At 57.5% G+C, this 13,446-nt stretch carries 10 protein-coding genes; 1 reads left to right on the top strand and 9 read right to left on the bottom strand.

Annotated elements, in window-relative coordinates:
* Positions 1-28: 28 nt before the first annotated feature.
* From ATG98_RS01415 to nudC, 4 genes are all read right to left on the bottom strand, one after another.
* A complete protein-coding gene (locus ATG98_RS01415; RefSeq protein WP_098419189.1) occupies positions 29-694 on the bottom strand; it encodes a LuxR C-terminal-related transcriptional regulator in 666 nt (221 codons plus the stop codon).
* Between the two features lie 55 nt (positions 695-749).
* Positions 750-2,696, bottom strand: coding sequence for an acetate--CoA ligase (gene acs / locus ATG98_RS01420; RefSeq protein ID WP_098419190.1), 1,947 nt, complete (start codon positions 2,694-2,696; stop codon positions 750-752).
* Positions 2,697-2,912: 216 nt separating this feature from the next.
* Positions 2,913-3,755 carry a glutamate racemase gene (murI, locus tag ATG98_RS01425; RefSeq protein ID WP_098421977.1) on the bottom strand — a complete coding sequence of 281 codons (843 nt, stop codon included), beginning with the start codon at positions 3,753-3,755 and terminating at the stop codon, positions 2,913-2,915.
* A complete protein-coding gene (nudC, locus tag ATG98_RS01430; RefSeq protein WP_098421978.1) occupies positions 3,752-4,636 on the bottom strand; it encodes an NAD(+) diphosphatase in 885 nt (294 codons plus the stop codon). Before nudC ends, murI begins: the two co-directional genes overlap by 4 nt.
* A 199-nt stretch (positions 4,637-4,835) precedes the next feature.
* Here nudC and plsB point away from each other — a divergent pair, with 199 nt between their 5' ends.
* Positions 4,836-7,310 (top strand): glycerol-3-phosphate 1-O-acyltransferase PlsB, encoded by a 2,475-nt coding sequence (plsB, locus tag ATG98_RS01435; RefSeq protein ID WP_098421979.1) that lies wholly within the window; start codon positions 4,836-4,838, stop codon positions 7,308-7,310.
* A 10-nt stretch (positions 7,311-7,320) separates the two neighbouring features.
* Here the strand turns inward: plsB and ATG98_RS01440 are convergent, their stop codons facing one another.
* The 5 genes from ATG98_RS01440 to ppc all read right to left on the bottom strand — a co-directional run bounded on the left by ATG98_RS01440 (position 7,321) and on the right by ppc (position 13,408).
* Positions 7,321-8,136, bottom strand: a complete 816-nt coding sequence (locus tag ATG98_RS01440) for a class I SAM-dependent methyltransferase (protein ID WP_179888010.1) — start codon at positions 8,134-8,136, stop codon at positions 7,321-7,323.
* Positions 8,136-8,894, bottom strand: coding sequence for a tRNA (adenosine(37)-N6)-threonylcarbamoyltransferase complex dimerization subunit type 1 TsaB (gene tsaB, locus ATG98_RS01445; RefSeq protein WP_098419194.1), 759 nt, complete (start codon positions 8,892-8,894; stop codon positions 8,136-8,138). The genes ATG98_RS01440 and tsaB overlap by 1 nt, the downstream gene beginning before the upstream one ends.
* 4 nt (positions 8,895-8,898) lie before the next feature.
* Complete coding sequence (gene adk, locus ATG98_RS01450) at positions 8,899-9,552, bottom strand: adenylate kinase (protein WP_098419195.1); 654 nt, start codon at positions 9,550-9,552, stop codon at positions 8,899-8,901.
* A gap of 196 nt (positions 9,553-9,748) precedes the next feature.
* Positions 9,749-10,681: an HDOD domain-containing protein gene (locus ATG98_RS01455; RefSeq protein ID WP_228705991.1), complete on the bottom strand. Its 933-nt coding sequence runs from the start codon at positions 10,679-10,681 to the stop codon at positions 9,749-9,751.
* 57 nt (positions 10,682-10,738) lie between these two features.
* A complete protein-coding gene (ppc, locus tag ATG98_RS01460) occupies positions 10,739-13,408 on the bottom strand; it encodes a phosphoenolpyruvate carboxylase (RefSeq protein ID WP_098419196.1) in 2,670 nt (889 codons plus the stop codon).
* Between the last annotated feature and the right edge of the window lie 38 nt (positions 13,409-13,446).

Genomic DNA, 13,446 nt, shown 5'->3' on the forward strand with positions numbered 1-13,446 from the left:
CACGTCGGCTTTTTGTTATCCGTTTTGGTTAGCTGCCCGAGAGCGACTGCTCCGACGGGTCAATCTCCATCTGCTGAATGGCAATCACAGCCTGGGTGCGATTACGCACGCCCAGTTTGCGGAAAACCGCCGTAATGTGGGCTTTGATTGTGGCTTCAGACACCTCCAGATCGTAAGCGATCTGCTTATTCAGCAGGCCTTCGGCCAACATACCCAACACACGAAACTGCTGTGGTGTGAGTGACGCCAGTTTCTCGGAAAAATCGGTGGCATCTGAATGCATGCGTTCGATTTTGTCCGCGGCGCCCTCAGGCAACCATACATCACCCTGCAGTACGTCCTGAATGGCCTTGGTGATGGTGGGCAGCGGCGCCGATTTCGGAATGAAGCCAGACGCACCATAGTCGATTGAACGGCGCACTACCTGCAACTGCTCCGAACCCGACACCACCACCACCGGCAAGCCAGGATACTGCCCGCGCATGAACACCAACCCAGAGAAGCCGTGAGCACCCGGCATGTTCAGGTCCAGTAACACCAGATCGGCATCCGGGTGAGCCTCTATCGCCGCTTGCAGCGCCTTGATGCTGTCGACCTCTACGGTAAGAGCATCGGGTACTGCCTGGTTCACCGCCTGCTTCAATGCTGCCCGAAACAGCGGGTGATCGTCCGCGACAATAATTGTTTGTGCCATTCCACGGTATCCTTGAGGTGCCCGGCGCTCGCCGGTCGATTGCTTTGACTGATGGCTACTTTAACTGACGGCTGCTGATCAGATCGTCAACGACGCTTGGATCCGCCAGTGTGGAGGTGTCGCCCAACTGATCGTACTCGTTGGCAGCAATCTTACGCAAAATACGGCGCATGATCTTGCCTGATCGGGTTTTTGGCAAGCCCGTTGCCCACTGAATCACATCCGGAGAGGCAATGGGGCCAATTTCTTTGCGCACCCACTGTACCAGCTCTTTTTTCAACTCGTCGGTCGGCTCTTCGCCCTGCATCAACGTAACATATACGTAGATGCCCTGCCCTTTGATGTCGTGGGGGTAACCTACCACCGCCGCTTCCGCGACTTTCGGATGGGACACCATGGCACTTTCTACCTCGGCGGTCCCCAGGCGGTGGCCAGATACGTTCAGCACGTCGTCAACTCTGCCGGTAATCCAGTAGTAACCATCGGCGTCACGGCGGGCACCGTCACCGGTAAAGTACATGCCTTTGTAAGCGCTGAAGTAGGTCTGAATGAAACGCTCATGGTCACCATAAATGGTGCGCATCTGCCCGGGCCAGCTGTCCATAATCACCAGATTGCCTTCGGCTTCGCCTTCCAGCAACGTGCCTTCGGCGTCTACCAGGGCCGGCTGAATACCAAAGAATGGCACGGTCGCAGAGCCCGGTTTCAAATCGGTAGCGCCCGGCAGAGGGGAGATCAGGATACCGCCGGTTTCGGTTTGCCACCAGGTATCTACAATCGGGCATTTGCCGTTGCCCATGACCCGGTGGTACCACTCCCAGGCTTCCGGGTTGATGGGTTCACCGACCGAACCCAGAATTCTCAGGCTGCTGCGATCGGTGCCATCCATGCAGCTTTCGCCCTGGGCCATGAGTGATCGAATGGCTGTGGGCGCGGTATACAGAATATTCACCTGGTGCTTGTCGACCACCTGGCCCATACGCGAGCTGTCCGGATAGTTGGGCACACCCTCAAACAGCAGCGTCGTGGCACCGTTGACCAAAGGGCCATACAGAATGTAGCTGTGGCCGGTAACCCAACCGAAGTCGGCGGTGCACCAGTACACATCACCATCGTGATAATCAAAAATGTATTGATGAGTCATGGAGGCGTACACCAGATAACCACCGGTGGTGTGCAACACACCTTTAGGCTCTCCGGTAGAACCGGAGGTGTACAGCATGAACAGTGGGTCTTCGGCGTTCATGGGCTCGGGCTTGCAGTCTGCCGAAGCCTTGGCCATCAGGTCTTCATAACGCTGGTCGCGGCCTTCTTTCCAAGCGATATCACCGCCGGTACGAGTGACCACAATAACGGTTTTTACGGTGTGGCGACCGTCGTTTTTAAGCGCCGCGTCGACGTTCTTTTTAAGCGGGATTTTGCGGCCGGCACGAAGGCCTTCATCGGCGGTAATCACGATGCTGGATTTGCCATTAACCACCCGGGAGGCAACCGCTTCTGGAGAAAAGCCGCCAAAGACCACCGAATGGATTGCGCCAATACGGGTACACGCCAACATAACCACAGCGGTTTCAACGATCATCGGCATGTAAATGGTGACCACATCGCCTTTTTTAACACCTTGGCTTTTTAGCACGTTGGCAAATTTGCACACCTGCTCGTGCAGTTCCCGGTAGCTGACGTTGCGGGAGTCCGAAGGGTCATCGCCTTCAAAAATGATGGCGGTCTGGTCGCCACGGCTTTCCAGATGGCGGTCCAGGCAGTTGGCAGACGCGTTCAGTTCGCCATCTTCAAACCACTTGATAGACAGCGCATTGTAATCGTAAGTGGTGTTTTTGACTTTGGTAAACGGCTTGATCCAGTCTACGCGCTTGCCATGTTCGGCCCAGAACTGATCCGGGTTTTCGATGGACTGCTTGTACATTGCCTGATACTGATCTTTATTAATGAGCGCGTGTTGTGCCACTTCCGGGGTTACCGGATACACCTGCTTATCAGTCATGTTGCTCCCCTTTTTCCTGGTCTATTGTCATTATGGGTTTGAAATTCAGAGCGAGCGAACCTAACGGCCCGCCATCGGGATACCTATAGTTAGCTACAGTTCACCACGCCGATGGCCTTTTGTTGAATTAGACGAACGTACTAATTAACGTGAACGTGTGGCAAAGTTGCAAAAAATGACGTCAACAAGACGGCAAATTGCGAGCTTACGCCGGCTTTAAATACGCTTCCACAAACCAATTATAGCACCGGGAGCAAGGCCAAGGTCGGTCATGAAATGTTCGATTCCGAGGGGCACTGACGCGGTGAACAGCGCCTGCTGCAAAGGCTTTGGCGGTATGCCCGGCTGCACCTGCAATGTGAGCGCTTGCGGTTGCGCTGATTTTAAGGAGACGAGCAACTGCTCTACCCTGCGCGCGATGGCATCACCACTGTCGACCCAAAACCGCACACCGGGCGCTGCCTGCGTCAAAGCAGGCAGCAGCAGTGGATAATGAGTGCAACCCAATACCACCGTGTCTACCCCTGCGAGCTCAAACGGAGCCAGAACGTCAGCCAGCTGCTCGTGCGATACACGTTCGCCCCGCGCCAGCGCCTCCGCCCAATGCACCAGATTTGGCTGCCCAATACGGCACACCTGGCAGTCAGAAGCGTAATCCGCAATCAGCTGGTCCAGATACGGCCTTGCCACGGTGGCCGGAGTCGCCAGTATCCCGATACGGCGATTAACACTGATCGCCGCCGCCGGCTTGATGGCTGGCACCACACCCACAACCGCCTGCGATACACATTGGCGCAACGCCGGCAACGCCGCCGTGCTGGCAGTGTTGCAGGCTATAACCACAATATGGCAATCAAACTCTGCCAAAGCGCTGGTGACCAGGCTGCAAGTACGCTTTACAACCTCCGCTTCGAGTTTGTCGCCATAGGGAAATCCTGCGTTGTCTGCCAGGTACACAATAGGTAATTGCGGGCAAAGGCGCCGAATGCTGGCAGCCACGCTGAGCCCGCCTACGCCAGAGTCAAACACCAGCACACTGGGGGGCGACACTTCGTTCACCGATTCGTCCTGTCCGCAATGTGCGCCAGAATTTCCTCAGACATCTCATGAATCAGCTGCCCGGAAATGGTGGTTAATGGCGGCACGGGCGGCGTGTGACCTGGCACAAACCAGCCGGCGTCTGCCAGCTCATCCTGCTGCAACACCAATTCACCACCATCATAGTCGGCAAAAAAACCGGCCATCAACTGATGAGGAAACGGCCAGGGCTGTGACAGCCGATAGCGTATATTGGTTACCTGCAAACCAGTTTCTTCCTTGACCTCGCGGGCCACCGCCTGCTCCAGACTTTCACCGGGTTCGACAAAGCCCGCAATCAGGCTGTACATCGGCCGGCGCGTGCGGGACGAACGCGCCAGCAACATGCGCTCGCCGCGGCGGATAACCACAATCACGCAGGGAGCAACCCGCGGATACCAGGGTATTTCACAATTCTGGCACCAGCGTGCGCGCTCACGGGCGTGAATTACGGTGGCCGTGCCACAGCGCCCGCAAAACCGGTGATCGCGCCACCAGTGCGCTAACTGCACGGCGATGCTGACCAGCGCTATCGGGGCGTCATCGGTGTGCAAGATCACGTCGCGCAGCAACAAGGGTTCCAGGCCTGCCAGGGCGCCGTCTGTCTGGTTGACCACAAACAGCGGCCGGCCCTGAAACTGGCCCAGCGAAACCGCACTGGCGGACAGCGACGCTACTTCATCGGCGGCTAACTGCTGCAACCAGCCGCTGGCGGGTTTCAGCACCATATCGCCGCTGACCCGCAACACCCAGTCACCAGCCTGCAACGGCTGTGGCCCCCAACCCGCAACCCAATTTGCTTCAAGCTCGCGACCACTTTGCTCGCGGGTGCGTTGATAGGCTGGAACGTTTCTCTGAGACATGGTTAAAACTCGATCCTGATATGACACCGGTGCACGATGTTCGCACCGGCACTAAGATTGATGGCTTTAATGTATCATAGCGCCTGCAGCCAAAGCACAGACAGCGCCTGCGCCGTCAGCACAGAATGGCGAGCCGCTTTTCCGGCGGGCTCCAAGCCGGTAAACTCGACAGCTGAATTTCTACGGAGCAACACCCCCCATGGCATTTTTCCAGGGCATTCGCCGCCTGATTCTCGCCATTTTTCGAAAAATCCTGTTTCTTTGGGTGCGCACTCAGGTTACCGGTGCCACGCCCGAAGCTCTGGGCCTGAACCCGCAGCAGCCCGTGTGTTACGTATTGCAGTACAGCTCGCTGTCCAGTCGCCTGGTATTAGAGCAAGAAGTCCTGCGCGCAGGTTTACCCCACGATACTCGCAAGAAAGCGCCCAGGTCTGCTGCCCTGCCCTGGTTTGTTTTTCTTTACCGCCGCGCAGGCAGGCTACTTCGGGGCGGGCGCCAAACGCCGGTGGCCACTGACGACTTCAAGGCGGTGGTTCGGCACGCGATCAAAAACCCCGATCAAGACTGGCACATTGTTCCAGTATCGCTGCTCTGGGGGCGCTCGCCAGACAAAGAAAAATCGCTATTCAAACTGTTGCTGTCAGACAGCTGGTCTGTGGCGGGCCGCTTGCAAAAGTTTTTGATCATTCTGGTGCACGGCCGCAACACTTACGTGCAGTTCGACAAAGCGCTGCGCCTGCAGCCGCTGCTGGAGGAATATCGCAACAGCGAAGAACTGGCCAGCCGCAAACTGGCGAGGCTACTGCGCACTCATTTCCGCCGGGTTCGCCAGGCCGTATTAGGGCCAGACCTGTCACACCGCCGCACACTGGTCGAAGATCTGTTGCGCACACAGGCTGTCAAACAGGCCATCCGTGACATAGCCTCGCAGCAAAACATGGCCGAAGACAAAGTGCAGCTCAAAGCCTACAAATACGCCGACGAAATCGCCGCCAACATGTCGGTAGCGACCGTCCGCGTTATGGACGTGTTACTGACCTGGCTGTGGAATCGCATTTATAACGGCGTTTCGGTGAATAACATTCAGGCTGTCAGAGACGTTGCCCGCGACAACGCGGTTGTTTACGTGCCCTGCCATCGCTCCCACATTGACTACCTGCTGCTGTCATACGTGCTTTATCAGAATGGCCTGGTACCACCGCACATAGCGGCGGGCATCAACCTGAATATGCCGTTAGTAGGGCCCATACTGCGCCGCGGCGGTGCCTTTTTTATGCGCCGCAGCTTTCGCGACAACCCGCTCTACGCCACCGTGTTCAACGAATACATGCACGTGATGCTGACCCGCGGCTACTCGTTGGAATACTTCGTTGAGGGCGGCCGCAGCCGCACCGGCCGAATGCTGCAGCCGCGGCCCGGTATGCTGGCAATGACGGTGCGCAGCTTTTTGCGCAATCATAAGAAACCTATTGTGTTTGTACCGGTTTACGTGGGCTATGAAAAAGTGATGGAAGGCCGTTCCTATTTGGGCGAGCTACGGGGCAGGAAAAAACCCAAAGAGAGCGTGTTTGGCCTGGCCAAAACCGTACGCAAACTCAATAAGTCCTTCGGCCGGGTTGCCCTCAATTTCGGCGACGCCATCCCCTTGGCCGAGGTGCTGGACCACACTCAGAGCGACTGGCGCGAACTATCCTATGGCGATGAATACCGGCCACCCTGGCTGAACCAGGTCGTCAGCGCGTTGTCTGCGCGCGTGGCGCAGAACATCAATGCGGCGGTCGCGGTTAACCCCATTGGCATGACCGCAACCGTGCTGCTGGGCAACGAGCGCCCGGCCATGGGTGAAACCCAGCTGGTTCGTTTGATGGACCAGTGCGCAGACCTGCTGCGAGCCTGCCCCTATGCCGACACAGTCACCCTGCCCGACGGCAGCGGCAGCGACTGGCTGGCGTATTCCGAAGCCATGGGGCTGGTGGGCCGTCAGCCGCAAAAGCTGGGGGACATTATCGTTCTGCAAGGCAGTAACGCGACCCTGATGACCTATTATCGCAACAACATTCAGCACCTGTTTGCCCTGCCCTCACTGATTGCCTGCCTGTTTGAAAACCGCCATTCACTGGCGCGGGAAAACATTGTGTCTCTGGCCAGCATCGCCTATCCCTATTTGCAGAACGAGCTGTTCCTGAAATACCAGGGCGATCAGCAGGTCACCCATATTATTAACCGCTGGCTGGACGTTCTGATCGCCCAGGGCCTTTTGCTAAAGCAAGAAGATGGGCGGATTGCGCGACCGGTTGACGGCACTGATGCCATGGTACGGCTCCGCTTACTGTCGCGGTTTATCATCCAGACGCTGGAGCGCTATCACATTGTGGTGGGCATATTACGCCGCTACGGCTCAGGTAAAATCACCACAGAGGCACTGGAGGAGCAAAGCACTCTTTTAGCCGAGCGCATGTCCATTCTGTTTGGTTTGAACGCACCAGAATTTTTTGACAAGAACCTGTTTCGCCAATTTATCAGCGCATTGCAGAGTAACAAGGTGATTAGCACCGACGAACAGGGGGTGATTTATTACGACGGCAGTCTGGACGAAGTCGCCAAAGATGCCCGACTGGTGCTCAGCGTGGAAAAACAGCTAGCCATTGAAAACGTTACCCGCATGGGAATTTAAAGGCAGGGGTTCAGGGTAGAGCCCGTAAACTGTAGATATCGTAGCGACTGCTCTTACCTTCTACCCGGGTGGTGGGTGTTGCGCCATCTATAGCCGGAGCTTTGCGCGGGCGTTTGACCACCACACGGTAGCGCGCGGCGTTTAACGCCAGCTGAAGCAACTGTGACGTGTCTTCATCCTGCCCCACCAGATGGCGGAACACCTGCATTTCTTTTTTCACCAGAGCGGTTTTGTCCTGGTGGGGAAACATTGGGTCCAGATAAATGACATCCGCCAACGCGTGTTCCGGCTCGCAGGATTCGACCTGGCTTAGAAAATCGAGACTGCTGCCGGCGCGCAGGTCCATGCGCGCAACCACCGGCGCGCACTCAACATTGAGTGCGGCGCGGGCCAAGCCGTCTTGCAGCAAAGCGTGAATGACGGGGTGGCGTTCAAACAGAGTCAACCGGCAGCCCAGGCCCGCCAGAATAAACGCGTCTTGGCCCAAGCCTGCGGTGGCATCCAGCACGTGCAAAGGGGTGCGCGTTTTATGCAGACCCACAGCCCGCGCCACCAGTTGCCCGGTGCCACCGCCGTGTTCGCGACGAAAACCCATTTTGCCGCTGACGAATTCGACCCGAACGGGGCCTGGCGCGCCCTTACCCGTCAGCTGCAAAGCTAGCCCTTGCTCATCCAGGGTCACCAGCAAAGGAACGCTTGTTACGCGGCGCGGATCTGTAGCGGCTACCAGCGACACGCCGAGCTCTGTGGCCAATTCCTGCGCACGGTGCTTATCGCCTAGTGCCGAGCAGGCTACGGCCAGATTTACAGCCAGAGAAACCTGCATTACTTGCGGCCAGGCAGTTTTTGCCAGGTTACTTCGTCGCGCAGGTACACAGGCTGAGCCTGCTGTGCCGACACACCGGCACCCGCGGCAAACTGTTTGGCGGCCATGCGGGCAACGCACGCAGCTCTTGGCACCAAATCAATGCTGGGCAAGGCCACCAACGCAGAGGTCACAGCCTCGGGCATCTGTTCACTCAAAGCCCAACCGGAACCGGCACCAAGCCAATCGGCGTCGTCGGCTCTGGCATGAGCACCTTCAACGTCGCCAGCAGAGCTTTCTGCTGCCGGCATTGCCAGCGCAGAGGGTGCGCAAACCCGCTCTTTTCCGAGCAGTACCGGTGCGCCATCAAGCAGCTGATAACAGCCCCAATACACCTCGCCCATCCGTGCGTCAAAGGCCACCGCCACGCGCTGGCCTTGAGTGGCGCCGGCCTGGATCAAGGCATCCAAGGCCACGGCCGCCAGCGATGACACCGGTATGACCGGTATGTTCAGCCCCCAAGCCAGGCCTTGCACCACGCCGGTGGCAATACGCAACCCGGTAAACGACCCCGGCCCGCAGGCGAAAGCGACTGCATCAAGATCAGCAGGCTCCAGCCCGTGTTCCTGCAACAGGCTGCGAACCATAGGCATCAGCAAACGGGTATGGCCCCGTGGCGCAATTTCAAAACGCTCATAGGCTAAACCCGCTTCTGCACTGCCCAGCCAGAGAGCCGCCGAGCAGCCTGCGGCCGAGGTGTCCAGTGCCAGTAATTTCATCGGCTTACTTCAGCTTGGCGCTGATCTGGGCGCGAATATCGTCCAGACTGCCAATGCCTTCAACTTGAACATAACGTGGCGCGCTGTCCGCATCTTTGGCAGCCCAACCCTTGTAGTAACCGATAAGCGGAGCGGTCTGCTGGTGATAGATACCCAGGCGTTTGCGCACGGTTTCTTCGCTATCGTCTTCACGCTGAATCAACGCTTCGCCGGTTTCGTTGTCTTCGCCTTCCACTTTTGGGGCATCGAATTTCACATGATAAATACGACCACTGCCTTCGTGCACGCGTCGGCCTGACAGGCGGCTGACAATTTCTTCATCGGCAACGGTGATTTCAACCACGTAATCAATAGCGATGCCCTGATTTTTAAGCGCTTCAGCCTGAGGAATGGTGCGCGGAAAGCCGTCGAGCAGAAAGCCGTTTTTGCAGTCCACTTTCTGAATACGCTCGTCAATCAAAGCGATGATGATGTCGTCTGACACCAATCCACCCGAGGCCATGACTTCCTTGACCTTACTGCCCAGATCCGACTCGGCCTTGACCGCAGCGCGCAGCATGTCACCGGTGGAGATCTGAGGAATATCGAAACGCTCTGTTATGAACTGAGCCTGTGTACCCTTACCGGCGCCCGGGGCGCCCAACATGATGATACGCATAGTTTATGCTCCTGAAATAATGACTAAATTGAAAAAGCTATGGCAAAAACACATGCCTTTGCCGCAGCCTCTCTGCTTTTTTACCCGAGTTAAGGCTTAAGGGTGGCGCATTATACGAAGTCGAGCCGTCAAGCGAAAGCCGACCTCAGTATCATGCCCGTTTGTATACAGTGGAATACCGAAATAAAGCCTGCCGTTAACTTAGCGCCGCCGCCATGGCGTCAAGATCGTCGGCCACATCGGCAACTTCCGCAAAGGCCTGTTCCAGATCGCGCTGTTCCAGGCCCAGCCTTGCGGCAAGAGCGTCGGTATCGTCAGGGACAAGTTCATCACCGATACCGATGTCTTTAAGAAGAGCATTTGCCAGCATGACCGCGTTTACATAAAGCTGATGCTCGCCACTGTATTCGCCGCGCTGGTGCATGGCGGCCGCTTTTATAACGGGCCCCGGCAAATTCCACAGCCGATGAAGAACACCACCGATAGTGCCGTGGCCCACTGCCACCATGGATTGGTCAGCACCGCCGAATATCTGCTGCTCCAATTGTTGCATACTGGCTTCTGGCTGCGTTTCACGCAACTCGCTGAGGCGAGCGTACTCTGCCGGCAACAGGTGCCCGATAAGCAGTAGCCCAAAATTATGCAAAAGCCCGCACATATAGGCCATACCGGGTTCGGCTCCGCAGCGGCGGGCCAGGCTGGCGCTCAAAAAAGCACAATACAAGGAATGGCGCCAGAATTGATCAATCCCCAACGGGCCTTCGCGGGGCACATCAAAGGCTTTTACCGCGGCAATACCCATAGCCACGTGGGCAACCCGCTCAAATCCCAGCACCCGGGCGACCGCGTCTTGCACCGAATTGATCTGGCCGCGATAGCCGAGCAGTGCGGAACGGGCGTAACGTATCAGCTGCGAGGTCATGCTTGGGTCTAGCTCAATCACCTCGGCCAACTGTTTTGCGGTCGCCTCCGGATTGGCCGTCAGCTCCAGAATCCGTAAAGCCAGGGCCGGCATCGGCGGCAGTCGGTACAGCTTCTGCAGCCTGGCGGCAACGTCATCCAGCGTCAGCTCTGCTGCCAATGGCCCTTTGCGGGCCGAAAACGGCTCAATACGCGGTGCAAAAGGCAAATTGAAACTCCAGAAAAGTGCGTTACAAAAACGGCGATGATATTCGCAGCGCCCGCCTTAGCCGGTGTTGCGCATACCCGCCGAGATGCCGGCCATGGTGACCTTCAGGGCCCGCTCAACCAGTTCCGGTACCTTTCCGCTATGGCTTCCGTCATGCTCGCCTGTGCCTTCGCTTTGGCGCTCGCGCCGCAGCAGTTCGGCCTGCAGATAATGCAAAGGGTCGGTATACGGATTGCGCACATTCATCGAATGAGCAAATACTGGCTCGTCTGCCAGCAGGTGGTCCTGCTGCTTCAATTCCAGCACCCGGTGAATGCAGCGGCTCAAGCGCTGGCGCAGATTTTCACCCAGGGCCCGCAACGCCGGGTCGTCCACCAAGGTCTGCTCGTAATAGCTGGCGATGCGCAGGTCGGCCTTTGCCAAAACCATCTCCAGCATATCGATGTAGGTGCGGAAAAACGGCCAACCCGCCATCATTTCCCGCAACTGGTCTGTACGTTGATCTTCGGCGGCTGCTTCCAGAGCTACGTCGCTGCCCAGCCAAGCCGGCAGCATCAGGCGCATTTGAGTCCAGGCAAATATCCAGGGTATGGCTCTTAGGCTTTCAACGCCACCACCGGCTTTGCGCCGCGCCGGGCGACTGCCCAAGGCCAGTTTGCCCAGCGCCTGCTCCGGGGTAACCTGTCGGAAATAAAGCACAAATTGCGGGTCGTCCCGCACCACGTCGCGGTAAGCCTTTAACGAGCGTTCAGTCAACCAGTTCATGGTGTCACGCCAACTGTCTTGGGGCTGGGGCGGCGGCGCCAGTGTGGCCTCGATGACCGCAGTGGTGTAGAGCGTCAGACTTTGCACGGCAAGATCCGGCATACCGAATTTGAAGCGAATCATCTCGCCCTGCTCGGTAATGCGGAAGCTGCCGTTGACCGATCCCGGCGGCTGCGACAGGATAGCCCGGTTAGCCGGGCCGCCTCCACGTCCAACCGTGCCGCCACGGCCGTGGAACAAGGTCAAGCGCATATCGTATTCTGCGGCCACTTTTGTCAGCGCTTCCTGGGCTTGGTACTGGGCCCATGCAGCCATCATCTGGCCGGCATCTTTCGACGAATCGGAATAGCCGATCATGACTTCCTGCTTGCCGTCGCAGTAGTCGCGATACCAGTCAATCTGATAAAGCTCGGTCATGCTTTGCGGCGCACCGCTCAGGTCATTCAATGTCTCAAACAGCGGTACCACCGCCATCGGGTACTGCATGCCCGCCTCGCGCAGCAGCAGAATAACGTTCAGCACATCGGACGGCTTACTGGCCATGGAAATCACATAGGAGCCCAACGCCTGCGGCGTTTGCTCGGCCACCACCTTGCAGGTGGCCAGCACTTCCTCCACCGCTTCACTGGGCTGCCAGTTACGCGGAATCAGCGGGCGACGGCCTTTAAGCTCGCGCACCAGAAACGCCTGACGTTCTACTTCTGACCAGGCCTGATAATCCCCAAGCCCCAGATAACCCACAATTTCGGCCACAGCCTCAGCGTGACGGGCCGCTTCCTGGCGAATATCAAGACGGCTCAATGGCAAGCCAAAGGTATGGGCACGGCGAATAGTGTCCAGTAGCGGTCCATTGGCGATGTGTTCAAGACCACACTCAACCAGTGAGCGGTAGCACAGCTCCAGGGGTTCGGTGAACTCACTGTTGGCGAACAATATGCGGTTGCTGTCGGCGGCAGCGCCGCTAATACTGGCTTCGGCCCAGTCACGGGTGCGGCTGAGCTGGTCGCGTAGCTCGCCCAGAATCTGGCGATAAGGTTCACGGGTATCGCCTACCCTTGATCGCAGCTCATCGCTGGCCTGCCACATAGACAGTTCGGCGCGCAGCGCTGTAATGTCTTTCATATACAGATCCGCAGCCATCCAGCGGCCCAGCAAAAACACCTTGCGCGTAACCTGGTGGGTGACGTTAGGGTTGCCGTCACGGTCACCGCCCATCCAGGACGCTACCCGCACCGGAGTGGCTTGCAGCGGAAGGCCTTTACCGGTGGCTTCGACCAGAGCGGTATCCAGGCTTTCGAGGAATCTTGGTAACGCTGTCCACAGGCTGTTTTCGATCACCGCAAAGCCCCATTTGGCTTCATCTACCGCGGTGGGGCGATCGTAGCGAATTTCATCGGTGTGCCAGGCCTCGGCAATCAGTCGGGTCAAACGGCGCACGATTTCGTCGCGCTCGCCGGGCATCAGATCCTGATGGTCCAGCTGCTCCAGGCAGTCCGACATGTCGTCGTACTTCATAATCAGGGTGCGGCGAGTCACTTCTGTGGGGTGGGCTGTCAACACAAACTCCACCCGCAGGTTGACCACCTGGCGGTGCAGTTCGTCAGCGCTTATGCCGCCGGCTAACAAACGCTGGAATACTTCGGAGAATGATTCCACCATCAGGTCAGCGCTGTGACCGCGATTGCGACGGATACCGTGATATTGCTCGGCCAGGTTGGCCAGGTTCAGAAACTGGTTAAAAGCGCGGGTCACCGGCAGGATTTCATCGTCGCCCAGCTGGCCCAGCAGATTCACCAGGCGTTGGCCCGAGCCGCTTTCCTGAAGCCGGTCCGCTTTGGCGGCAGCTCGTACTTCTTCAATTGTGTCGAAACACTGCTGCCCGGGGTGCTGACGGATACTCTGCCCTAACAGCTCTCCCAGCATCCTCACGTTTTCCCGCAAATCCGGATGTAATTCAGTCACATTGGCATCCTTTTGTCATGTTTAGGGCAGCATCAGAT

The sequence above is a fragment of the Marinobacter sp. LV10R520-4 genome (genome assembly GCF_002563815.1).
GTDB lineage: Bacteria > Pseudomonadota > Gammaproteobacteria > Pseudomonadales > Oleiphilaceae > Marinobacter.